22 protein-coding genes are annotated in these 22,241 nt (G+C 71.8%); 11 read left to right on the top strand and 11 right to left on the bottom strand.

The window, feature by feature from the left end; translation table 11 throughout:
- Positions 1 to 4: 4 nt before the first annotated feature.
- The 5 genes from Air01nite_RS24460 to Air01nite_RS24440 form a co-directional block, all read right to left on the bottom strand.
- Positions 5 to 1,156 (bottom strand): hypothetical protein, encoded by a 1,152-nt coding sequence (locus Air01nite_RS24460; RefSeq protein WP_203705528.1) that lies wholly within the window; start codon positions 1,154 to 1,156, stop codon positions 5 to 7.
- On the bottom strand, positions 1,140 to 3,389 hold the full coding sequence (locus Air01nite_RS24455; protein ID WP_203705527.1) for a xanthine dehydrogenase family protein molybdopterin-binding subunit: 2,250 nt from the start codon (positions 3,387 to 3,389) through the stop codon (positions 1,140 to 1,142). Before Air01nite_RS24455 ends, Air01nite_RS24460 begins: the two co-directional genes overlap by 17 nt.
- Entirely contained in the window at positions 3,386 to 4,369 is a 984-nt protein-coding gene (locus tag Air01nite_RS24450; RefSeq protein ID WP_203705526.1) for an FAD binding domain-containing protein, read from the bottom strand. Before Air01nite_RS24450 ends, Air01nite_RS24455 begins: the two co-directional genes overlap by 4 nt.
- 6 nt (positions 4,370 to 4,375) lie before the next feature.
- Positions 4,376 to 4,900, bottom strand: a complete 525-nt coding sequence (locus Air01nite_RS24445; RefSeq protein WP_203705525.1) for a (2Fe-2S)-binding protein — start codon at positions 4,898 to 4,900, stop codon at positions 4,376 to 4,378.
- An 81-nt stretch (positions 4,901 to 4,981) separates the two neighbouring features.
- Positions 4,982 to 6,241 carry an NAD(P)/FAD-dependent oxidoreductase gene (locus tag Air01nite_RS24440; protein ID WP_203705524.1) on the bottom strand — a complete coding sequence of 420 codons (1,260 nt, stop codon included), beginning with the start codon at positions 6,239 to 6,241 and terminating at the stop codon, positions 4,982 to 4,984.
- 77 nt (positions 6,242 to 6,318) lie between these two features.
- Here Air01nite_RS24440 and Air01nite_RS24435 point away from each other — a divergent pair, with 77 nt between their 5' ends.
- Entirely contained in the window at positions 6,319 to 7,377 is a 1,059-nt protein-coding gene (locus Air01nite_RS24435) for a class I SAM-dependent methyltransferase (protein ID WP_203705522.1), read from the top strand.
- Between the two features lie 124 nt (positions 7,378 to 7,501).
- Entirely contained in the window at positions 7,502 to 7,735 is a 234-nt protein-coding gene (locus Air01nite_RS24430; protein ID WP_203705521.1) for a hypothetical protein, read from the top strand.
- An 18-nt stretch (positions 7,736 to 7,753) separates the two neighbouring features.
- On the opposite strand, the gene Air01nite_RS24425 is transcribed toward Air01nite_RS24430, so the two are convergent.
- Positions 7,754 to 8,965, bottom strand: a complete 1,212-nt coding sequence (locus Air01nite_RS24425; protein ID WP_203705519.1) for a deoxyguanosinetriphosphate triphosphohydrolase — start codon at positions 8,963 to 8,965, stop codon at positions 7,754 to 7,756.
- A gap of 10 nt (positions 8,966 to 8,975) precedes the next feature.
- A complete protein-coding gene (locus Air01nite_RS24420) occupies positions 8,976 to 9,329 on the bottom strand; it encodes a VOC family protein (protein ID WP_203705517.1) in 354 nt (117 codons plus the stop codon).
- A gap of 333 nt (positions 9,330 to 9,662) precedes the next feature.
- Here Air01nite_RS24420 and Air01nite_RS24415 point away from each other — a divergent pair, with 333 nt between their 5' ends.
- From Air01nite_RS24415 to Air01nite_RS24400, 4 genes are all read left to right on the top strand, one after another.
- Entirely contained in the window at positions 9,663 to 10,043 is a 381-nt protein-coding gene (locus tag Air01nite_RS24415; protein WP_089249152.1) for a hypothetical protein, read from the top strand.
- A gap of 104 nt (positions 10,044 to 10,147) precedes the next feature.
- Entirely contained in the window at positions 10,148 to 11,185 is a 1,038-nt protein-coding gene (locus Air01nite_RS24410) for an ADAM 12 protein (RefSeq protein WP_203705515.1), read from the top strand.
- Positions 11,186 to 11,321: 136 nt separating this feature from the next.
- Positions 11,322 to 11,810: a roadblock/LC7 domain-containing protein gene (locus Air01nite_RS24405; RefSeq protein ID WP_239090937.1), complete on the top strand. Its 489-nt coding sequence runs from the start codon at positions 11,322 to 11,324 to the stop codon at positions 11,808 to 11,810.
- A 72-nt stretch (positions 11,811 to 11,882) separates the two neighbouring features.
- Complete coding sequence (locus tag Air01nite_RS24400; RefSeq protein WP_203705513.1) at positions 11,883 to 12,254, top strand: hypothetical protein; 372 nt, start codon at positions 11,883 to 11,885, stop codon at positions 12,252 to 12,254.
- A gap of 60 nt (positions 12,255 to 12,314) precedes the next feature.
- Here the strand turns inward: Air01nite_RS24400 and ppdK are convergent, their stop codons facing one another.
- The 3 genes from ppdK to lysS all read right to left on the bottom strand — a co-directional run bounded on the left by ppdK (position 12,315) and on the right by lysS (position 17,316).
- On the bottom strand, positions 12,315 to 15,002 hold the full coding sequence (ppdK, locus tag Air01nite_RS24395) for a pyruvate, phosphate dikinase (protein WP_203705512.1): 2,688 nt from the start codon (positions 15,000 to 15,002) through the stop codon (positions 12,315 to 12,317).
- A 178-nt stretch (positions 15,003 to 15,180) separates the two neighbouring features.
- Positions 15,181 to 15,561 carry a VOC family protein gene (locus Air01nite_RS24390; RefSeq protein WP_203705511.1) on the bottom strand — a complete coding sequence of 127 codons (381 nt, stop codon included), beginning with the start codon at positions 15,559 to 15,561 and terminating at the stop codon, positions 15,181 to 15,183.
- 54 nt (positions 15,562 to 15,615) lie between these two features.
- Positions 15,616 to 17,316, bottom strand: a complete 1,701-nt coding sequence (lysS, locus tag Air01nite_RS24385) for a lysine--tRNA ligase (protein ID WP_239090936.1) — start codon at positions 17,314 to 17,316, stop codon at positions 15,616 to 15,618.
- A 165-nt stretch (positions 17,317 to 17,481) separates the two neighbouring features.
- On the opposite strand from lysS, the gene Air01nite_RS24380 reads away from it, so the two are divergent.
- Complete coding sequence (locus Air01nite_RS24380) at positions 17,482 to 17,859, top strand: type II toxin-antitoxin system RelE/ParE family toxin (protein WP_425546846.1); 378 nt, start codon at positions 17,482 to 17,484, stop codon at positions 17,857 to 17,859.
- Positions 17,859 to 18,194 (top strand): XRE family transcriptional regulator, encoded by a 336-nt coding sequence (locus Air01nite_RS24375; protein ID WP_203705509.1) that lies wholly within the window; start codon positions 17,859 to 17,861, stop codon positions 18,192 to 18,194. The genes Air01nite_RS24380 and Air01nite_RS24375 overlap by 1 nt, the downstream gene beginning before the upstream one ends.
- A gap of 15 nt (positions 18,195 to 18,209) precedes the next feature.
- Here the strand turns inward: Air01nite_RS24375 and dusB are convergent, their stop codons facing one another.
- Positions 18,210 to 19,379 (bottom strand): tRNA dihydrouridine synthase DusB, encoded by a 1,170-nt coding sequence (gene dusB / locus Air01nite_RS24370; RefSeq protein WP_203705508.1) that lies wholly within the window; start codon positions 19,377 to 19,379, stop codon positions 18,210 to 18,212.
- Here dusB and Air01nite_RS24365 point away from each other — a divergent pair.
- From Air01nite_RS24365 to Air01nite_RS24355, 3 genes are all read left to right on the top strand, one after another.
- Entirely contained in the window at positions 19,378 to 20,460 is a 1,083-nt protein-coding gene (locus tag Air01nite_RS24365) for a DNA glycosylase AlkZ-like family protein (RefSeq protein ID WP_203705507.1), read from the top strand. The two genes, dusB and Air01nite_RS24365, sit on opposite strands and share 2 nt — an antisense overlap.
- 2 nt (positions 20,461 to 20,462) lie before the next feature.
- Positions 20,463 to 20,984, top strand: coding sequence for an XdhC family protein (locus tag Air01nite_RS24360; protein WP_239090935.1), 522 nt, complete (start codon positions 20,463 to 20,465; stop codon positions 20,982 to 20,984).
- 89 nt (positions 20,985 to 21,073) lie between these two features.
- Positions 21,074 to 22,241 (top strand): DUF6236 family protein (locus Air01nite_RS24355; RefSeq protein WP_203705506.1); only part of this gene is annotated, 1,168 nt, incomplete at its 3' end.

Raw genomic sequence — 22,241 nt, 5'->3', positions numbered from 1 at the left:
GATCTCAGGGTAGGTCGCGGGCGAACGGCCAGCGGCGGCCGACCGCGACGTGGGTGATCACGGAGAACGCGAGCGCGTTGAGGCAGCCGTGCACCACGAACTCGCTCGGCTCGATCCGCCCGAAGTCGACCGTGTGCGCGTAGGCCGTCAGCACCACGTAGAGCACCACCGCCAACGCCGCCACCGTGGTCACCGACAACCACTTGTCCATCACCGCCGTGATGTGCGGCCGGACCGCGTTCTCGAACAGCATCGACACCACCAGCGCCGCGGCGATGACCGCGGCCGCGCCGGCGATGATCAGCTGCGGGCTGACCGCCAGATGGATCAGCGTGTACGTGGCCCAGCCACCCGCGATCACCGTCGCGTTGGCCAGCAGCAGCCGCAGCCAGCGCCGCTTGACCAGGTTGAACGGCCAGCCCCGCCAGGTCACGTAGATCCAGGTCTGCCAGGCGCCGATGGTCACCGTCAGGGCGCCCAGCGCCGCACCGGACATCGGGCCGGTCTGCGGGTGCAGGCCCGTCGAGGCCGGCGGCGCCACGTCCACGACGAAGTAGTAGATGAGCAGCGCCGCGCCCCAGGCCAGCACGCCGGCCAGCAACCCCGCCGGCACCCGGGGCAGCTTGCGCAGCGGCCACCCCTCCATCACCAGCGTCAACTGGAGGATCGCGGTGAACGCCGTGCCCGCGATCGGCAGCGTCGCCGGGAACGTCGGCAGGTGCCCCGGCCCCGGGTTCGGGTCGAACACACCGCGCGGGTCCACCCCGCCGGCTATCAGCTGACCGAGGAAGGTCAGCCCGACGCCCGCGGCCACGATGAACAGGGTGTTGAGCCAGCCGGACAGCCAGCGTGGCGCGAGCGCGGTGCCGGGCCAGTCGTTCCACCAGAACGCCACGATCGCGGTCGGCACGAGCGCGAACGTGACCAGCGGACCGATCACCACCAGGGACCGGGCCGGACCGTCGAGCGCGAACGCCAGCGCGGCCGCGACGGGCAGCACCAGCAGCAGCCCGGCCAGGCCCAGCCAGGGCTGGCGGGCGACGCTGCGCGCCAGTGCGGTGCGGACGGCCGGCTGCAGCTCCGCCGACGGCGTGCTGATGGCCGGCCGCTCCGGCAATGCCGCGGCGGTCGCACTCACCTCAACCTGGGCTGCCACCGTTCATCACAACCTCCGCGGTCATCGGCAGCTCGGTCATCCGCCGGCCGGTGGCATGGAAGACGGCGTTCGCGATCGCCGCGGCCGCGCCGACCTGGCCCACCTCGCCGACGCCCTTGACGCCCAGCGGGCCGACCACGTCGTCCTCGACCTCCACGAACTCGACCTGGACGTCCGGGATGTCGGCGTGCACCGGCACCAGGTACTCACCCAGGTTGTTCAGCGCCCAGCGGCCCGACTGGCGGTCGATCTGGTTGCCTTCCAGCAACGCCTGGCTGAGCCCCCAGAGCATCCCGCCGAGCAGCTGGCTGCGGGCCAGCTTGGGGTTGAGCACCCGGCCGGGCGCGAACACGCCGGTCATCCGGCGCACCCGCACGAGCCCCAGGTCCTTGTCGACGGCGACCTCGGCGAACTGCGCGCCGAAGGTGAGCAGGCCGTGCGGCGTGTCGATCGGCGGCGGGGTCCAGCTGCCCAGCGCCTCCAGGTCCAGCAGGCGGTTGCGGGTCAGCAGGTCCGCATAGGACTCACCGATGGACGGGTCCAGAGTGGACGACATCCGGCCGCCCTCGACGCGCACCGAGCTCGGCGAGAGCCGGTGCAGCGGCGACTTGTCGTCGTTGACGGCGTGCGCGATCAGCTCGTTGCGCAGGGTCGTGCCCGCGTTGTGCACCGCGGAGGACTGCATCGTCGCGCCCATCGAGCCCACCGCCGACGTGGTGTTGGGCAGGTCCGTGTCGCCCGCCTCGAACCGCAGCACGTCGAGGTCCACGCCGAGCGCGTCGGCGCCGACCTGGGCCATCGAGGTGGTCACGCCGATGCCGAACTCCTGCGCGCTGGTCTGCACGACAACGCTGCCGTCGTTGAAGATCCGGGCCCGGGCGTGCTGCACCGGCATCATGAACGCGACCGGGTAGCCGGCGCCGGCGACTCCCGTGCCGATCAGGTTGTTGCCCTCCTCGCGTACGCCCGGCGTCGGGTCCCGGCCGGACCAGCCGAACAGCTCGGCGCCGCGGCGCAGGCAGTCGGCCATGCCGTCGCTGGACCAGGCGTTGCCGTGGTTGTCGACGGGCGGGTGGTTCATGATCCGCAGCTCGATCGGGTCCATGCCCAGCTCGTACGCGAGCTGATCCATCGCCGTCTCCAACGAGAACGACCCGAGCGACTCACCCGGCGCACGGGTGAACGTGGGCGTGAGCGTGTTGCCGTGGATCAGGTGGTGCTCGCCCAGGTAGTTGTCGCAGCCGTAGATCTGCGTCGACACACCGGTCGCCGGCTCGGCCCAGTCGTCGAACGGCGAGGTGACCGAGAGCTTGCGGTGGTGGATCGCGGTCAGCCGGCCGTCCCGACCGGCGCCCAGCCGGATCTGCTGCTCCTGCTCCTCGCGGTGGCCGTTGGAGGTGAAGCTCTGCGGCCGGGTCAGCGTCAGCCGCACCGGTCGCCCCACGTGCCGGGCGGCCATCGCGGCCAGCGTCACGTGCGGCCAGACCATCGCCTTGGAGCCGAAGCCGCCGCCGACGAAGTGGGTGATCACGCGGACGTCGGACAGCGGGATGCCGAGCAGCGTCGCGACCGTGAGCTGGCTGGCGCGTACGCCCATCGTGGAGTCCCACAGCGTGAGCCGGTCACCGTCCCACTGCGCGGTGGTCACGCCGGTCTCCAGCGGGTTGTGGTGGTTCGCGGCGTAGTGGTAGGTCGCGTCGACGGTCACCTCCGCCTTGGCCAGCGCGCCCTGCACGTCACCGCGCTCGTCGCGGGCGGGCATCAGCCCGCCGAACAGCGTCTGCGCCTCGGCCGCGGACGACCGGCCGTCCTCGATCGTGGCCACCGGCACGCCGGCCTCGTACGTGATGTCGAGCAGCGCCGCCGCGTGCGCGGCACCCTCCAACGAGTCCGCGACCACGAGCGCCACCGGCTGGCCCCAGTAGTGCACGACGTCGTCCTGCATCGGGAAGAAGCTCTCCCCCGGCGCCGGCTGACCGGCCAGCGACGGGATCAGGTGCGGCTGGTTGGCGATCTTGGGCGTGTTCTGGTGCGTCATGATGCCGTAGACGCCGCCGGCCGCCCGGGCCGCGGTCTCGTCGATCGACAGCACCCGGCCGTTGGCGATCGACGAGCCGACGATCAGGCCGTACGCGAGTCCGGGCAGCACGATCTCGCCGCAGTAGCGACCGGCCCCGGTGACCTTGTCCGGACCGTCGACGCGGTTCACCGGCTTGCCGACCACCGGACTCATGACGTCACCTCGCTCAGCTCGCGGACGATCGCCCGCTTGGCGAACGTCACCTTGAACGCGTTCATCGGCGTGGTCCGCGCGTCCGCGAACTCCGCGTCCGCGGCCGCCGCGAAGTTCTCCGGCGTCGCCGGCCGGCCGATCAGCGCCTCCTCCGCGCGGTGCGCCCGCCACGGCACCGTGCCGACGCCGCCGAGCGCGAGCCGCAACTCCGCGACGTTGCCCGCGTCGTCGACCCGCATCGCGGAGAAGACCGAGACGAGCGCGAACTCGTACGAGACGCGGTCGCGGTGCTTGACGTAGCGCGACGTGCGGGCGACCGGCACCGCGGGCACGTCGATCGCGACGATCAGCTCGCCGTGCGCCAGCGGGTGCTCGACGCTCGGGGTGTCGTCCGGCGGCAGGAAGAAGCTCTCGATCGGGATCGTCCGGGTGCCGTCCGGGCCGATCGTCCGGATCACCGCGTCCAGCGCGACCAGCGCGACCGCCACGTCCGACGGGTGGCTCGCGATGCAGTGGTCGGAGGTGCCGAGGACGGCATGGCCGCGGTTGACGCCGGTCAGCGCCGCGCAGCCGCTGCCGGGCTCGCGCTTGTTGCACGGCGACTGCCCGTCACGGAAGTACGCGCACCGCGTGCGCTGGCACATGTTGCCGCCCATCGAGGCCATGTTGCGCAGCTGTTCGGAGGCGCCGAGCAGCAGCGCCTGCGACATGCCGGGGTACCGCTCCACGATCCGCTGCGCCCGGGCCACGTCGCTCATCCGGGCCATCGCGCCGATGCGTACACCGCCGTCGTCGATGTCCTCGAGATAGGTCAGCGGCAGGTCGTTGACGTCGACGAGCAGCGTGGGCTGCACGACGTTGAGCCGCAACAGGTCGATCTCGGTGGTGCCGCCGGCCAGGAACGCGCTGTCGGGGTGGCCGCTGACCGCGGCCACCGCCTCGTCGATCGAACCCGCCCGGAAGAACGTGACCGGTCGCATCAGTGATCAACCCCCGTCGTCCGCGTCGCGCACCTCGCGGATCGCCGCGTGGATGTTCGGGTACGCCTGGCACCGGCAGATGTTGCCGCTCATGTGCTCGGCGATGTCCGCGTCGGTGGTGGCGTTGCCCTCGCGGATCAGCGCGATCGCCGACATGATCTGCCCGGGCGTGCAGTAGCCGCACTGGAAGGCGTCGTGGTCGATGAACGCCTGCTGCATCGGGTGCAGCCGCCCGTCCTGGGCGATGCCCTCGATCGTGGCGATCTGGTGCCCCTCGCACGACATCGCCAACGTCAGGCACGACAGCACCCGGCGCCCGTCCATCCACACCGTGCACGCACCGCAGGTGCCCTGGTCGCAGCCCTTCTTGGTGCCGGTCAGGTCAAGATGCTCACGCAGCGCGTCGAGCAGGCTGACACGTGGTTCCAGCTCGATCGCGTGGGTCGACCCGTTGACGTCGAGGGTGACCGGTACGTCCTGCGGACCCCGCACGCCGGTGACCGCGGCCGCGGTCGACTGGTTGATTGCCATCGCTCGCTCCTCGGCTCTCGCCAGAGCTTCAGCATCGCCAACCCGGTCGGCGCGACGAGGGTGATCAGGAAATCCCGCGTGCTATTCGGCAAGAAGCGTGTCGAGGGGCACGCTGGGGTCCGCGAGGCGGTCCAGGTCGACATCCTTGCCGGTGTAGCCGGCCCGCACGAGTTTCTGAATATCGTCCTGCACGTCCCAAACGTTGACGTTCATCCCCGCCAGGACGTGGCCGTGCCGGGTCCAGAAGGCGATGAACTCCGGGGCCTTGCCGTCCACGATGGACGGATCACCGCGGAACACCACGCGGTCGTAGCCGCCGCGGGGGAACCAGCCGGCCAGCTCCATGCCGAGGTCGTACTGGTCGGTGAAGAAATAGGGCAGGCGGTCGTACGAGACGTCCTGGCCGAGCATCGAGCGGGCCGCCGCCGGCCCACCGTTGAGCGCGTTGGCCCAGTGCTCGACCCGGATGTGCTGGTGGAACAGCGGGTGATAGCTGGAGGCCACGTCGCCGCAGGCGTAGACGTCGGTGTCGCTGGTGCGCAGCGCCGCGTCCGTGACCACGCCGTCGTCGACCGGCAGGCCCGCGGCGCGGGCGAGCTCGACGTTGGGCGTGATGCCCACCGCGATCAGCGCCGCCGACGCCGGCACCTCGGTGTTGTCGTCGAGCACGGCGTGGGTCACCCGGTCGCCGATGCCGCCCAGCTCGCGCGCCTGGGTGCCGAACCGGAAGTCGACGCCGTGCGCCTCGTGCAGCGCGCGGAAGACCCCGGCCACCTCGTCGCCGAGCACCTGCCGCAGCGGCGCCCGGTCGGTCTCGACCACGGTCACGTCGCAGCCGAAGCCGCGCGCGGCGGCGGCGACCTCGAGCCCGATCCAGCCGGCGCCGATCACCACGACCGGGTCACCGGCCCGCAGGGTCGCGGCCAGCGCCTCGGACTCGTCGATCGTGCGCAGGTGGTGGATCCGCGGGCCCTCGCCGCCGGGCAGGTCCAGGGTGCGCGGCGACGAACCCGTGGCCAGCAGCAGCTTGTCGTAGCCGAGGGTCTCGGCGTCGTCGAGCGTCACCTGGTGCGCGGCCGGATCGACCGAGGTCACCCGCGTGCCCAGCCGCAGCTCGATGCCCTGCGCAGCGTAGAAGTCGTCCTCGTTGGCGAACGCCTTCTGCCGCTCGTCCTTGCCGAGCAGGTAGCCCTTGGACAGCGCCGGGCGCTCGTAGGGCCGGTGCGGCTCCGCGCCGATCAGCACGACCCGGCCGTCGAAGCCCTCCTCGCGCAGGGTCTGTGCGGCTCGGGCGCCGGCCAGCGACGCGCCCACGATCACGAAAACCCGGTCGGTCGTCATGCCGACAGTCAACCAGAAACCACGCTCTGTGGCGTTTTACGCGGTGCGGTGTCCCCGCGATGGCTAGCGTCCGACGGATGACACAGACGACGGAAGAGTTCGCCGACCGCCTGTTCCGCAGCGCGCTCGGCACGGCCGAGTTGCTCTCGGTCTACCTGGGCGACCGGCTCGGCTGGTACCGGGCGCTGGCCGAGGGCGGCCCCGCCGACGCCTCGGCGCTGGTGGCCCGCGCCGGCGGCACGCGGCGGTACGCGCACGAGTGGCTCGAACAGCAGGCGTCCTACGGCATCCTCACCACGGTCGGCGACGGCCAGTTCGCCCTGCCGCCCGGTGCCGCCGAGGTGCTCACCGACGCCACGAGCCTCAACTACCTCGCGCCCCTCGCCCGCACCTTCGCCGCGGCCGCGGTGCAGTTGCCGGCACTGGTCTCCGCGTACCGGGACGGCGGCGGGGTGTCCTGGGCGGCGTACGGCACCGAGATGCGCGAGGCGCAGGCCGACATCAACCGGCCGTGGTTCGAGCAGGCCCTGCCTCGCGCGCTGGCCGGCGTCGCGCCGCTGGACGCCGCGCTGGGCCGGCCGGGCGCCCGGATCGCCGACGTCGGCTGCGGTGGCGGCTGGTCGTCGATCGCGCTGGCCCGGGCCTATCCGTCCGCGACCGTCGACGGGTTCGACGTCGACAAGCCGTCGGTGGCGATGGCCAACGCGAACGCGCGGGAGGCGGGGCTGCGCGACCGGGTGAGCTTCCACGAGGTCGACGCCGGTGGCGGGCTGCCCGGCGACGGCGGGTACGACGCGGCGTTCGCCTTCGAGTGCGTACACGACCTGCCCAGGCCGGCGTCGGTGCTGGCGGCGATGCGCGGTGCGGTCCGGCCCGGCGCGCCGGTCGTGGTGATGGACGAAGCCGTGGGCGAGGCGTTCGAGGCACCCGGCGACGACGTCGAGCGGCTGATGTACGGCTTCAGCACGCTGGTCTGCCTGCCGGACAGCATGACCGACCCGGAGTCGGTGGGCACCGGCACCGTGATGCGCCCGAACACGCTGCGCGGGTACGCCCGGGAGGCCGGCTTCAGCGGCGTCGACGTGCTGCCGATCGACGACTTCGGCTTCTTCCGCTTCTATCTGCTGACCCACTAGGTATACCTAGGCGCCGCCGGTCGGCCCGCTAAGGAGGGTGGTGGGCGGAAGTTAGGGAGTCGCTGCCGATGTCGCGGTGCGCCCGTCCGAACAGGATGGACACATCGAGAAGAAGGAGCCCGCGATGTACCAGCACCCCGAACTCATGCTCATCGCCGCGCACGACCACCAGCGCGAGCTGATCGCCGAGGCCGACCGCAAGCGGCTGTTCAACCGGGTCACCCGCCGCCGGCACGGCCGCCGGCGGGCACGCTCCGACGAGGAGCCGTCCAGACAGGTGCGGCTGACTCCCGGCGCGTTCGCCGTGCGAGCCCAGGCGGTCGGCGCCCTGGCCCTGCGCGATCTGCCCGTGCACTAAACGCGATCTGCCCGTGCACTAGCGGGTCAGGCGGTAGTGCCAGTCGACGGCGGCCGGGTCGGTCAGTGAGGCCACCTGGTCGACGACGACCCGCAGCCGGGCCGGGTCGTCGGCGGCCGTCTTCCACGCGGCGCCGAACGCCGGGTCCAGCCCGCCCGGTGCCCGGTCGGCCAGCACCGCGACCAGCTCGGTCAGCACGGCCCGCTGGCGCTCGTAGCGCTCGTGCGCACCGGGCCGGCGCATCACGTAGCGCAGCGCGATGGCCTTGAGCAGCGCGCACTGTGCCCGGATCCGGTCGGGCACGACCAGGTCGGCCGCGTAGCGGCGCAGCTCCCCGGCGCCGTGCGCGGCCCGCGTCGCCTCGACCGCGGCGGCCACGAACCGCCCGGTCAGCACGCTCGTCAGCCGCTTGAGCGCGGCCTGGGACCCGTGGCTGCCGTCGTAGTCGGCGACCGCGCCCAGCACCGGATCCGCGAGCAGCTCGTCGAGCACCGGCGCCAGGGTCGCCGGCTGCTCCGGCGTGTAGGTCTCCGCCGCCGCCCGGCAGACCGCCGACCGCTCGTCGGCGTCGTCCAGCAGCCGGCGCACCGGCACGTAGCCGCCGTGAATGCCGTCCTCGACGTCGTGCACCGAATAGGCGACGTCGTCGGCCCAGTCCATCACCTGGGCCTCCAGGCAGCGCCGTTCCGGCTCGGGCGCGCCCGCCCGGAGCCACTCGAAGACCGGCAGGTCGTCGGCGTACACGCCGAACTTGCGCGTTCCGGGTTTCCGCGGCCAGGGATATTTGCAGGTCGCGTCCAGGGCCGCCCGGGTCAGGTTGAGGCCGGCGCCGAGCACCTTGGCCTCCAGCCGGGTCAGCACCCGCAGCGTCTGCGCGTTGCCCTCGAAGCCGCCGCAGTCGCGGGCCAGGTCGTCGAGGGCGGCCTCACCGTTGTGCCCGAACGGCGGGTGGCCGAGGTCGTGCGCGAGCCCGGCCACGTCGACCACGTCGGGGTCGCAGCCGAGCCGGGCGCCCATCTCGCGCGCGATCTGGGCGACCTCGAGCGAGTGGGTGAGGCGGGTGCGCAGGAAGTCGTCGGTGCCCGCCATGTGCACCTGGGTCTTGGCCGCGAGCCGGCGGAACGCCGCCGAGTGCAGCACGCGGGCACGGTCGCGCTCGAACGGGCTGCGCCCGGCGCCGGTGTCCTTGGCCGGCTCGGGCACCCAGCGTCGGTCATCGCCGGAGGTCACATGGTCAACGCTAGCGTTTCGGCGACAGCACGCAGAACTCGTTGCCCTCCGGGTCGGCCAGCACGATCCAGGACACGCCGGACGACTGTCCGATGTCGACGTGCCGGGCGCCCATGTCGACCAGGCGCTCGACCTCGGCCTCCTGGTCGTCGGGGCGCAGGTCGATGTGCAGCCGGTTCTTGACCTCCTTGCCCTCCGCCACGGGCACGAAGACCAGCCCGGGCAGCTCGTCGGGCATCCGCCGGATCTCCACCTCGTCGGGCTTGTCGTAGGTGATCTGGTAGCTGAGCGCCTCGGCCCACCACCGGGCGAGCCGAGCCGGGTCGCGCGCGTCCACCACCAGGTTCTCCCAGCGGTTGCCCATGTATAACCTCCGATGCGGACGGCACGGACGGACGGAAACGAAGAGGTGTCCGCCAGGTTACGCGCACGATCGCCGGTGCGCCCGTTCGGTCGTCATCAGCGCTCGGAGCGGCACATGCCCATCTCCGCCCGATTTGCAACACCCGATCAGTCGAGAGTTGCGGCCCGATCGCCGAGGGTGAGACTGCTGCGGACGATCTTCGCCCGGGAGTAGTTTCCTGGGAGCACATTGTCATGGCCGGCACCGCCGCCGGCCCCGACCCGTCCCGGGATTCTCGCGCGCCCTCTGGCCGGAGCTGGCGCACCGAGGCACCGCCCGGGTGGAGGAGCACGTGTGTCCGGCATAGACGACTGCCTCCGGCAGGCGATGACCATCCCTGGCGCCATCGGGGCGAGCGTGGTCGACTACACGACCGGTTTCGCGCTCGCGTGGGCGGGCAACGCGCCCACCGGCGACCCCGATGCCTCCGCCGCCGGCTCGTCCGACGTCATCCACGCGGCGATCAACCGCGCCCCGTTCGCGTCGACGCGCCCCAACGACCTGGTCGAGGACGTGGTGATCACCACGCATGGTGGCTACCACCTGCTACGGATGATCCGCACCGACTTCGACAGCCGGTTGCTGCTCTACGTGTGGCTGGATCGCCACGAGGGCAACCTGGCCGTCGCTCAGCGACGGATCCGCATCCTCGCCGACGACCTAGTCGCGGCCTGAGACCCAGCGCAACCGTGGCCACCCACCTTCGCGCGGCCCTCGCCGACCGGGACATGTCCCCTAGATCCGGAACGCCCCCACGAATCGAGGGGTCAGGAGGAGCGTTGGCCAAGTCCGTCCGGATACCCCGCACGGGCTCGCCGCGGCGCGCCCTGACCCTGCTGGCCGGCGCCGGCGCCACGGGCGCGCTGCACATCGGCACCGACGACTGCCTCTACCTGGTCGCCGGCGAGGTGGTGTTCGCGGAGTCCGGCAGCTCGCCGAGCATCGGCGACCTGCTCACCGCCTCGGACCGGCTGGCACCCGAGACCTGGCTGACCGCGCTGGCCACCGGTGGCGCCGCCGGCAAGTCCGACGTGCGACCCAGCGCGTGGCTGGTCCAGCAGGGCCACCTCACGCACGGCGAGCTCGAGCTGTGCGTGCTCGGCGCGATCTACGACGCTGCGTACTTCGCGCTCGGCTCGGCCAGCGCGCTGCTCCGGTTCGTCGACGGCGAGACACATGGGATGGGCGCGGTGACCTCGATCGACCCGGCACTCCTGGCCCGGGAGGCGGCCCGGCGGCGCAAGCTGCTCGACGAGATCTACGCCGAGCCGGGTGTCGACCACGGCCCGGTCATCCCGGTCCGGCGGCCGCCCGTGCCGCGGGTGGTGCTCTCCGCGCTGCAGTGGGAGATCGTCGGGCAGGCCGACGGCACGCTCACGCCCGTCGCGCTGGCCCGCAAGCTCGGTCGGGCCGGCTACGCCGTGCTGACCGAGGTGCGCCGGCTGGCCGCGGCCGGCCTGATCGCCCTGCCGGCAGGCGCCATCCCGCTGCCGGTCCAGAACGCGCCGATCAAGCGCCCGGTTCCCGCGATCCCGTACACCGACCAGGTCGATCCGCCTGCTCCGGCGGCGCCGCCGGTCGCCATGCCCCGGCGGCGGCCGCCGGCCGAAACCAACGGCGACGGTGCCCTCCCCATCCGTGCCGCGGTCCCGGCGCCGGCCCCGCCGGGATCGCTGCCCGCCCTGCCCCGGCGCGAGCCGGGCGAACGACTACCCACCATGACGGACGACCTGCCGGACAGCGCCCCCGCACCGCCCGTCACGGCCGACGAGGCACTGCTCAAGCGCATCCGCACCGCCTTGAAGGCCCTCCGATGAGCGAGCGCAGCGAGCGAATCAGCCAGCTCAGTGCTGCGGGCGAATGCCGGGTCTCGCGAAGCGAGGCCCGAGCATGAGCAGGGGGCCGCCGGTTGGGTCGGCCGCCGTCATCCAGACCGAAGGAGAGAGACCGCCAGTGGACACCGATCGCGCCATCGCCACCGCGCTGCGTGCGCTGCGCGAGGTCCCGGACGTGGTCGGATCGGTCCTCGCCGGGCCGGACGGCCTGCTCATCGCGAGCGACGTCGACCGGGTCGAGCCCGACACCATCGCCGCGATGGCGGCGGCCACCGTCGGTCTCGGCCGGCGGTTCGCCGAAACGGTCGGCCTCGGCGCCCACCGCGAGACGGTGATCCAGGCCGAGGGCGGCTGCCTGATCAGCTACGCGGCCGGCACCGCGCTGCTCACGGTGGTCGCGGTGCCACAGGCCAACCTGGCCCTGGTGCACCGTGCCGCCCGCATCGCGGCACACCGCCTCGGCGCGCTCGTCGAGGCGCTGACCGCCCAACCCCCGGGGCGCGCCCCCGATGCCAATCCACCGCCGGCGCCACCGGCGCGAGAACCGCTGCCCCGCCGCACCACCCGCCCCACCGGATCGGGACGACCCAGCGCAGCCCGGTCCTGATCAACCGGCCCGGTCGTCGTTCGGCTTCGACGACCGAGGTCCGCAGACCCGAACACAACGGAGGACAGGCTCATGGCAGACATGGACACCGCACTCAAGGAGTGCATGACGATCGAGGGCGCGATCGGTGTCGCGCTCGTCGACTACACCAGCGGCATGTCGCTGGGTGTGGTCGGCGGAGGCAAGGACCTCGACCTGACCGTCGCGGCGGCCGGCAACACCGACGTGGTGCGGGCGAAGCTGCGCACCCTGGAGATGCTCGGCCTCAAGGAGGCGATCGAGGACATCCTGATCACCCTCGACTCCCAGTACCACCTGATCCGGTTGCTCACCGGGCGCGCCGGCAAGGGCCTGTTCCTCTACATCGCCCTGAACCGCAGCCGGGCCAACCTCGCGATGGCCCGCCACCAGCTCCGCAAGATCGAAGCGGAGATGGAGCTCTAAGCGAAAGGAACGGTCCGTTGTTAACGCATAGCGTTAACAACGGACCGTTCCTTGCAAGCGTCAGCGGCTGTCGGAGCCCGACGACTCGACCGCGGCGCGGCCCGCCTCCAGCCGGGCGATCGGCACCCGGAACGGCGAGCAGGACACGTAGTCGAGCCCGACCTCGTGGAAGAAGTGCACCGATTCGGGGTCGCCGCCGTGCTCGCCGCAGACGCCCAGCTTGAGGTCCGGGCGGGCCGCGCGGCCCTCGTCGACCGCGATCCGCACCAGCCGGCCGACCCCGTCGCGGTCGATCGACTCGAACGGCGAGATGCCGAAGATGCCCAGCTCGAGATAGCGCCAGAAGAACGCGCCCTCGACGTCGTCGCGGCTGAAGCCCCAGGCCATCTGGGTCAGGTCGTTGGTGCCGAACGAGAAGAACTGCGCCGCCTCGGCGATCTGGCCGGCGGTCAGCGCCGCCCGCGGCACCTCGATCATCGTGCCGACCAGCACCTCGACGCCGCTGTCACCGACCACCTCGGCGATGATCCGCTCGGCCTCCGTGCGTACCGTCTCCAGCTCCTGGACGGCGCCGACCAGCGGCACCATGATCTCGGGCCGGGGCGAGCCGCCGTCCCGTGCCCGGTGGACGGCCGCCTCGACGATCGCCCGCACCTGCATCGCGAACAGCCCCGGGATGACCAGGCCGAGCCGGACGCCGCGCAGGCCCAACATCGGGTTCTCCTCGTGCATCCGGCGCACCGCCGCGAGCAGCTTCTCGTCGCGGCCGGCGTCCTGGCCGCGCTCATGGGCGACCGCGACGTGCACGGCCAGCTCCTCCAGCGAGGGCAGGAACTCGTGCAGCGGCGGATCGATCAGGCGGATCGTGACCGGCAGCCCGTCCATCTCGCGGAAGATCTCCACGAAGTCGCTGCGCTGCAGCGGCAACAGCTCGGCGAGGGCCGCCTCCCGCTCCTGCGGCGTCGCCGCGAGGATCAGCCGCTCGACCAACTCCCGCCGGTCGCCGAGGAACATGTGCTCGGTGCGGCACAGCCCGATGCCCTGTGCGCCGAACCGCCGGGCCCGGGCCGAGTCGGTGCCGGTGTCGCTGTTGGCCCGCACCGCCAGGCGACGCTTGGCGTCGGCGTGCGACATGATCCGGTGGACGGCCTTGACCAGGGCGTCGTCGGTGCGCTCCGGGTCGAGCGTGCCCTCGAAGTAGCGCACGACCTCGGACGGCTGCACCGGCACCTCGCCGAGGTAGATCCTTCCTGTGGTGCCGTCGATCGAGATCACGTCGCCCTGCTCGACCGTCTGGCCGCCGACCGTGAACCGCTGCCCGCGCACGTCGACGTCGAGCGCGTCGGCGCCGCACACGCAGGTCTTGCCCATGCCCCGGGCGACCACCGCCGCGTGGCTGGTCTTGCCGCCCCGGGAGGTCAGGATGCCCTGGGCGGCGATCATCCCGGGCAGGTCGTCGGGGTTGGTCTCGCGCCGCACCAGGATCACGTCGTCGCCGCCGGCCGCCAGCTCCTTGGCGGTCTGCGCGTCGAACACCACCTTGCCGACGGCCGCGCCCGGCGAGGCGCCGATCCCCTTCGACAGCTGGCCCGGCTCGTCGGACAGGTCGAACCTCGGGAACATCAGCTGCCCGAGCTGCGCACCGTTGACCCGGGACAGCGCCTCGTCGAGGTCGATCACGCCTTCGTCGACGAGCTGGCCGGCGATGATGAACGCGGCCGCCGCGGTGCGCTTGCCGACCCGGGTCTGCAGCATCCAGAGCTTGCCGCGCTCGATGGTGAACTCGATGTCGCAGAGGTCCCGGTAGTGCTCCTCCAGCGTGGCCATGATCCGCATCAGGTCGTCGTACGACGTCTTGTCGAGCCGTTCGAGATCCTGCAGCGGCACGGTGTTGCGGATGCCGGCGACCACGTCCTCGCCCTGTGCGTTGGCCAGGTAGTCGCCGTAGACGCCCTGCGCGCCGGAGGCCGGGTCGCGGGTGAACGCGACGCCGGTGCCGGAGTCGGAGCCGAGGTTGCCGAACACCATGGCCACGACGTTGACCGCCGTGCCGAGGTCGGCCGGGATCCGCTCCTGGCGGCGGTAGAGCACCGCCCGGTCCGCGTTCCACGACTCGAAGACGGCCCGGATCGCGAGGTCGAGCTGCTCCTTCGGGTCCTGCGGGAACTCCCGGCCCGTGTGCTTCGCGAAGATCTGCTTGTACCCGTCGACCAGGGCGCGCAGGTCACCGGCGTCGAGGTCGAGGTCGTCGTGGGTCCCCTTGGCCCGCTTGGCGGCGTCTATCGCGTGTTCGAACTCGTCACCCGGCACGTCACAGACGGTCTTGCCGAACATCTGGATCAGCCGCCGGTACGAGTCCCAGGCGAACCGGTCGTTGCCACCCGCCTGCCGCGACAGCCCGTCGACCGAGGCGTCGTTGAGCCCGACGTTGAGGACCGTCTCCATCATGCCGGGCATCGAGAACGCGGCACCGGAGCGCACCGAGACCAGCAACGGGTCGCCGGGCTCGCCCAGCTTGCGCCCCATCGCCGATTCCAGCGCGTCCAGATGGGTGGCGATCTCCTCCGCCAGCCCCGCCGGCTGATGCCCGGAGTCGAGGTAGGCCCGGCAGGCCTCCGTCGTGATGGTGAAGCCGGGTGGCACCGGCAACCCGATGTTGGTCATCTCCGCGAGGTTCGCGCCCTTACCGCCGAGCAGATCGCGAAGATCCTTGTTCCCTTCCGCGAAGCCATAGACGAACTTTGTCACCGGTGTCCTCCCACGCGCTCAACGCTGAACGACCAGTCAGTAACCATTCCCACCGTGGGCGCAGGTTAAGCGAGGTATGCGGCTCGTTGGGAGCCCTCGGTGACTATTGGCACAACGCTACGCACACAGGCGGCTCTGGGAGCGTTTTCCCGCGCATTCCCGCGCAGTGCGCCCCCCGTTAACGGGCCGACTGCCAGAGTCCGATCAGGTTGCCTTCGGTGTCGGCGAAGTAGCCCGTGAACCCCATGTCGCCGACGGCCTGCCGACCCATCCGGGTCTTGCCGCCGTTCTTCTCCACGGTCGCGAGCGCCTCGTCGATGTCGTCGACGTCGATCGTGACGACCGGCGCGGTGAACAGGCCGCTGCGCTTCATCATCCCGCCGTTGATCGCGCCGGGGTCCTTGGGACGCCCGTCCTGCCCGCTCGGCGTGGTGCCCAGCATCGCGTACGACATCTCGGGCATGTCCTGAATGTTCCACCCGAACGCATCGTGGTAGAAACGCTCCGCCCGCGTGACGTCGTCGGCCGGGATCTCGAAATGGGTGACGCTGCCCTTCATCGGACGACCTCCTCAGGTCGGCCGGTGCGGTGCCCTCCCCTACCTCCGAGCCTATTACCCGCCGAGCAGGAGGCGGACCCGGTCGGCGCCGGTGGCCAGCAGCAGCGTGGGCAGCCGGGGCCCGGTCTCCTTGCCGATCAACAGGCGGTACAGCAGGGCGAAGAACGAACGCTGCGCGACCTTGAGCTCCGGGGTCGGCTTGACGTCCGCGGGCAGGCCGAGGAGCTGCTTGGGTACGCCGTAGACGAGGGTCGTGAGGCCGTCGAGCGACCAGTGGTCGTCGAGCCCGTCGCGGAGCTTTTCGAGCGAGGTGCGCTGGTCGTCGTCGAGGCCGTCGAGGAGCAGGGTGTCGGGCTGCTCGCGGACCCGGGTGCGCTCGTCCGGGGTGAGCTGGGTGCGCACCCAGTTGGCGGCGCAGTCGAGCCGGGGCCGGGTCTCGTCGAGGTCCTTGACCGGGTCGGCCGGGTCCAGGTCGCGCAGGATCCGCAGGGTCTGGTCGTCGTTGCCGGTGGTGATGTCGACGATGGACGCGAGGGTGCGGTAGGGCACCGCTCGGGGCGTCAACGGGAGCGGCCCGGCGGCGGTGCTCGCGGACCGGCCGTAGGCGGCCAGATCGCCACTGGTCGCGGTGCCGTTCTCGACCCGGGTGGACAGGCCGTCCCACTCGTCGTAGAGGCGCTGCACCTCCTGGTCGAACGCGATGTCGAAGGACTGGTTGGGGCGGCGGCGCGCGTACAGCCAACGCAGCAGCGGCGGCTCCATGATCTCCAGAGCGTCGGCCGCGGTGGGCACGCCGCCCCGGGAGCTGCTCATCTTGGCCATGCCCTTGATGCCGACGAAGGCGTACATGGGCCCGATCGGCGGCTCGGCGTGGAAGACCTCGCGGACGAGTTGGCTGCCGACCACGAAGCTGGAGCCGGGCGAGCTGTGGTCGACGCCGCTGGGTTCGAAGACGACGCCCTCGTAGGCCCAGCGCATGGGCCAGTCGACCTTCCAGACCAGCTTGCCGTAGTTGTACTCGCTGAGCAGGACGGTCTCGCTGTGGCCGCACGCGCAGGTGTAGGTCAATGCGGTGGTCGCGTCGTCGTACGCGGTGACGGTCGTGGTGTCCTTGCCGCAGTCCTGGCAGTAGGGCTTGTAGGGGTAGTAGCCGGACGCGGTGCCACCGTCGTCCTCACTCGCCGCGCCCGACCCCTCGGCCGCGGCGGCCTCGTCGGGGTTGGTGATCTCCTTGCCGGGCTTCTTCTTGGTGCGGTACCTGCCGAGAACCTCATCGATCTTGGCCCGCTGCGACATGGCGTGCAGGATCTGCGCGCGGTACGCCCCGGAGGTGTACATGGCGGTCTGGCTGATCGGTGTGACCTCGATGCCGAGCCGGGTCATGGCCTCGGTCAGGGGAGCCTTGAAATGCTCGGCCCAGTTGGGATATTCACTGCCCTCGGGCGCCGGCACCGCGGTCAGCGGCTTGCCGATGTGCTCGGCCCAACTGGGATCGACACCGGCGGGCACCTTGCGGAACCGGTCGAAGTCATCCCAGGACAGGATGTGCCGCGCTTCGCGCCCCCGCCGCCTGATCTCGTCGGCGACGAGGTGGGGCGTCATCAGCTCACGCTGGTTGCCCAGATGCACGGGCCCGGAGGGACTGAGCCCGCTGGCACACACGATCGGCTTACCGGGCGCCCGCTTGTCGGCCTCGGCGATCACCTCATCGGCAAACCGCGCCACCCAATCCGCCTCGATCGCCTGCGCCACCATGCCCCCTTCACCGCGTGTACCCGCACGAAATTACCGCACTGACCGGTTGAGCTATTCACGCAGGATCAGCACCGCCCCGCGATCCGATTACGGGCCACGATCATGAAACCTTGGCGGGTATAACACTCAAGACATACAATGCGAGTGTTATGCCGGAGGCAAGAGGTGGCCTGGACCGTCGTGGTCGTGGAGCCGGTGCTGTCGTGGTTGCACGAGCTGCGACACACCGATCGGCGCACGTTGGTGCTGATCAGCGCGGCCATCGACGCCCTGGCCGAGGAAGGGCCGGCGCTCGGTCGGCCGCTGGTCGACACGGTCAAGGGTTCGCGCATCGCCAACCTCAAGGAGCTCCGGCCGGGCTCCGCCGGGCGAAGCGAGGTGCGCTTGTTGTTCGTGTTCGACCCGGTCCGGCAGATCGTCCTGCTCGTCGGCGGCGACAAGGCAGGCGGGTGGCGGGCTTGGTACGGGGCGGCGGTGCCGCGGGCGGAAGCGGCGTACGCCGAGCATCTGGAGCGGTTGCGCGAGAAGGGCGGTGAACGGTGATGGACCACCTCGACGACCCACAGGCGGTGTCCTGGGCCGACCTCAAGCAGGAGCTGCGGCTCTCCGCGGAGGAGCGCGACCAGGTCACCGCGCGGAAGGACGAGTTGATCGCGCAGGCCCGGGCCTACCGGCTCGCGGAGATCAGGCGGCGGCAGCACGCCACGCAGACCGACATCGCCAAAGCGATGGGAGTGACACAGGCGCGGGTCTCCCGGATCGAGAAGGGCGAACTGACCCGCAGTGAGGTCGACACCCTGGCGGCCTACGTCAAGGCCCTCGGCGGCCGACTCAAGATCGTCGCCGAGTTCGGCGACGAGTCTTACGTGCTGGGCTAGCCCTAACCCCTGGCCCTAGCCGCCGGAGTCGGCCATTTCGGCTCCCTCGGGGACCGTGTCCGTGTCGCGGGAGGCGAGCCAGCCGTCGGGGAGGTGGACCTTGCCCGGGGAGTTGGTGCGGCCGCGGGGCTGGCCCAGGGTTTCCAGCGGGAACGGTGCGTCCGCGTCGAGCTTGCCGAGCAGGTCGTCGAGTTCGGCCAGCGTGTCGACCATGGCCAGGGCGCGGCGGAGCTCGGCGCCTACCGGGAAGCCCTTGAGGTACCAGGCGATGTGCTTGCGGATGTCGACGCAGGCGTCGCGTTCGGTGCCGAACTGGGTCATGAGCAGCTCCGTGTGGCGGCGCAACACCGCCGCGACCTCGCCCAGGGTCGGCAGCTTGCGCGCTTCCGGCCGGCCGGCGAACGCCGCCTCCAGGTCCGCGAACAGCCACGGGCGGCCCAGGCAGCCCCGGCCGACGACCACGCCGTCGGCGCCCGTGTGGGCGATCATCCGGAGGGCGTCCTCGGCCTCCCAGATGTCGCCGTTGCCCAGGGTCGGCACGTCGAGCGCCTGCTTCAGCGTGGCGATCGCGTCCCAGTCGGCCGTGCCCGAATAGCGCTGGGCAGCCGTCCGGGCGTGCAGCGCCACCGCCGCCACGCCCGCGTCCTGGGCGGCCAGGCCGGCTTCCACGTACGTCAGATGATCGTCGTCAATGCCCTTGCGCATCTTGACCGTGACCGGGACGGCGCCGTCGGCGGCGTCGACGGCCGCGCGGACCAGGCGGGCGAACAGCCGCCGGCGCCAGGGCAGGGCGGCGCCGCCACCCTTGCGGGTGACCTTGGGCACCGGGCAGCCGAAGTTGAGGTCGACGTGGTCGGCCAGGTCCTCCTCGACCACCATCCGCACCGCGGCGGCGGTCACGTCCGGGTCGACGCCGTAGAGCTGGAGGCTGCGGGGGCGCTCGTCGCCGGCGAAGGCGATCATCTTGAGGGTCTTGGGGTTCCGCTCGACCAGCGCCCGCGTGGTGATCATCTCGCAGACGTAGAGGCCGCCGCCCTGCTCACGGCAGAGCTGGCGGAACGCCACGTTGGTGATCCCGGCCATCGGTGCCAGGACCACCGGCGGGTCGACCTGGTGCGGTCCGAGGGTCAGCGGGGTCACGCATCGAGCGTACGTTGTCGTACCCCTGCGGCATCCTGCCCTCATGGCCGACGCCCGCCTGACCGACGCCGAGGTGCGCGCCCACCGGGTGGTTGCGCACCAACTGACCGCTGCGGGCGGCGACGTCGGCGTCCTCGACACGGGCATTCAAGACACGCCACCGGGTACGAGCGCCGCCCGCGCCCTGCGCCTCCGTGGCGGCGGCGACCCGGCCGAGCTGGCCCTCGTGCACGGCGCCCGCGGCGCGATGCACCTGCACCGACGGGGCGACCTGCCGGCTCTGGCCGCCGCCCTGCGCCCGGACGACGCCACCGACCTGCGCAAACAGCAGTTCGGGCCGTTCTTCGCGGAGCTACCGGTGCCGATCGGGGCGGCCCTCGACGAGGTCGCGGCCGCGATGGCCGAGGTGATGGCCGACGGCGCCCGGCGGAGCAAAGGCGACCTGTCGACGGCGTTGCAGGAAACGGTCGACCCGCGACTACGCCCGTGGTGCGCCGGCTGCGCGGCCCACCACGTCCACGACGCCCTGTTCCGCCTGGCCTCCCTCCCGGCGGGTCTGCGCCTGCTACCCAACGGCAACGGCTCCGCGGACTTCATCGCCACGACCCCGACCACCGCGGACGGCGCGCCCCGATCGCAGGGCGGGACCGCGGACGCGCGCCGCACTCTCGTCCGCGCGTTCCTCCGCTGTGCCGGGCCGACCGACCGGGACGGGCTGGCCGCCTGGTTGGCCCTCTCCCCCGCGGCCGCGCGCCGGTGGTGGGCCCTCGTGGCCGCGGACCTGGTGCCGGTGTCGGTCGGAGGCCGCAGGCTCGTCATGCACCCGGACGACCTGGATGCCGCCCGCGCCGCACCGCGCGCCCACGGGGTCCAGCTGCTGCCGCCCCACGACCCGGTCCTCGAGCTAACCGACCGCCACCTCCTCGTGCCCGACCCGGCCCACCGCAAGCAGGTCTGGCGCGCCACCGCCAACCCCGGCGTCGTGCTGGTCGACGGCGCGGCCGCCGGCACCTGGCGCCGCCGCGGCGGCGCGATCACGGTCGCGCCGTTCGCCGCCCTGGCCGCACGCCACCGACGCGCGCTCGCGGCGACCACCGGCGAGGAGGTGGTCGTGGCAGAGTCATAAGGGTGACCGACCACGTGCATGACGCCTCCTGCGCCGTCGCCCACGGCGACGCGCCGGCACCGCGCGACGAGCCCAAGACGCTGGTCGCCATCTTCGCCTCGCCGATGTCCGGCCAGCTGCTGCGCTATGCGCTGGACCTGGGCTACCGCACCGTGCTCGTCGAGCCCGACCCGACCAAGGTGGACCCGCACGCGCCCGAGACGGTCTCCACGTTGGACGCCGCGGGGCTGGATGCCAACACCGACGTCGTGGTCTGCGACCACCACCGCGGCGAGCTGGGTGCGTTGCTGCGCGACGCGCTGGCCGGCCAGACCCGCTGGATCGGCCTGATGGGCAACCCCCGCCACGAGGGCCCGCACATCAAGCCCCTGCGCGACCTGGGCGTCGCCGACGAGGAGATCGCCCGCGTCCACCGGCCGATCGGCCTGAACATCGGCTCCCGCACGCCCGCCGAGATCGCCGTCGCGACGTTGGCGGGCCTGATCGCCGACCGCAACGCCCGCCCGGGCGGATTCGAGTTCTGAGCTCAGCCGCGCGGTCCGCGCCGCGGAGCGAAACCAGCGCCGGCGACGAGCTATGTGCAGCGCTGGCGGCGATGCGACAATGCGTCGATATGAGTGCGCTCGCCCTCTACTACCCCTGGATGCACTTCCAGCACGACAACTGGGTCACGCTCGCGCTGCTGACCTGGGACCGCATGGTCCGGATCCGGTCCACGGACATCTGGGACCGCGACAGCGACGTCGTGCGGCAGATCGCCGCGGAGACCGACTTCCTCACCGACCAGAAGCCGTCCCAGCCGGCCCTCCACCGCGTCGCCACGACCTTCCTGCGGATTCTCACCGAACACTCCGCACCGCTGGTCGCACGCTACGGGTCACAAGCGTTCCGCGGCGAGTTCCAGATGCCACCGTCGCAGAACCCCGCGCTGGACCACCTGCACGACCGCACGGAACGGCATCGGTTCTGGATCTACACGGGTCCCCACCTCACCAAGATCACTTACGAGCTGCACCGCGAACTCGTGGAGTCCGGTCTGGCCATCGAGCGGGATGATCCGCACGGCGCCTGGCTGGGCCTGCATCCGACGCTCGGGGCCGTCTACACCGCGTGCCTCGCCGACGCGATCGCCTCGGCCAACCAACTGTCGCCGGCGACCGACGACGCCAGCATGCACCGCGCCGTCGGCGCCCTCGACCAAGCCGTCGAACTGCTTGTGGGCGACCCGGACCGCGGCACTGGCACAACCGAGCCGGACGTCGCCTACCTGCACGTCGCCCTCGAAGCTGTCGTCCGGCCGAAGCATCTCTATGCCGTCCCGGTGGCCAAGCTGATCACGTTCCGGGACCGCTACGCGGCGGAGCTTTCCGCGTTCCGCGGACACGTCGCCGGCCTCGCACCTGAGTTGGCCAAGGTCGCCGCCGTCGAGAGCCCCGACATCGCCCGCGCGCACCTGGAAGCCCTCTACCGCGAGAAGACCCGGCCCCAACTGGACGACCTCCGCGCCGCGCTGCGCGGCATGGGTATCGACTCGACCGTCGGCGTGCTGGGCCTCAAGGTCGACGTCCCCGCCGCGGCGGGAACGATCGTCGGAGGCGCGGCCGCCGCCGGCGGTCACCTCGCGGTGGCCGGGACGGCGGTCGCGATGACCGTGCTGCCCTACCTGGCCGGCCGGATCCGCGACCACCGCAGGGCGGCGCGGACCTCACCGGTCGCCTACCTGCTCGCCGCCGAACGCAACCTGACCGGGCGGTCCCTTCTGGACCGCATCCGCGATCGCT

The sequence above is a fragment of the Asanoa iriomotensis genome, assembly GCF_016862515.1.
Classification (GTDB): domain Bacteria; phylum Actinomycetota; class Actinomycetes; order Mycobacteriales; family Micromonosporaceae; genus Asanoa; species Asanoa iriomotensis.
This window is presented reverse-complemented; position numbering and strand designations above follow the sequence as displayed.

Coding starts and splice junctions, on each gene's coding strand:
- Air01nite_RS24420 (WP_203705517.1), bottom strand. CDS start 9,329: ATGGGCAACCGCTGGGAGAACCTGGTGGTGGACGCGCGCGACCCGGCT.
- Air01nite_RS24365 (WP_203705507.1), top strand. CDS start 19,378: ATGGCCGACGCCCGCCTGACCGACGCCGAGGTGCGCGCCCACCGGGTG.
- Air01nite_RS24435 (WP_203705522.1), top strand. CDS start 6,319: ATGACACAGACGACGGAAGAGTTCGCCGACCGCCTGTTCCGCAGCGCG.
- Air01nite_RS24375 (WP_203705509.1), top strand. CDS start 17,859: ATGGACCACCTCGACGACCCACAGGCGGTGTCCTGGGCCGACCTCAAG.
- Air01nite_RS24455 (WP_203705527.1), bottom strand. CDS start 3,389: ATGAGTCCGGTGGTCGGCAAGCCGGTGAACCGCGTCGACGGTCCGGAC.
- Air01nite_RS24390 (WP_203705511.1), bottom strand. CDS start 15,561: ATGAAGGGCAGCGTCACCCATTTCGAGATCCCGGCCGACGACGTCACG.
- Air01nite_RS24400 (WP_203705513.1), top strand. CDS start 11,883: ATGGCAGACATGGACACCGCACTCAAGGAGTGCATGACGATCGAGGGC.
- Air01nite_RS24440 (WP_203705524.1), bottom strand. CDS start 6,241: ATGACGACCGACCGGGTTTTCGTGATCGTGGGCGCGTCGCTGGCCGGC.
- lysS (WP_239090936.1), bottom strand. CDS start 17,316: ATGGTGGCGCAGGCGATCGAGGCGGATTGGGTGGCGCGGTTTGCCGAT.
- Air01nite_RS24445 (WP_203705525.1), bottom strand. CDS start 4,900: ATGGCAATCAACCAGTCGACCGCGGCCGCGGTCACCGGCGTGCGGGGT.
- dusB (WP_203705508.1), bottom strand. CDS start 19,379: ATGAGGGCAGGATGCCGCAGGGGTACGACAACGTACGCTCGATGCGTG.
- Air01nite_RS24430 (WP_203705521.1), top strand. CDS start 7,502: ATGTACCAGCACCCCGAACTCATGCTCATCGCCGCGCACGACCACCAG.
- Air01nite_RS24450 (WP_203705526.1), bottom strand. CDS start 4,369: ATGCGACCGGTCACGTTCTTCCGGGCGGGTTCGATCGACGAGGCGGTG.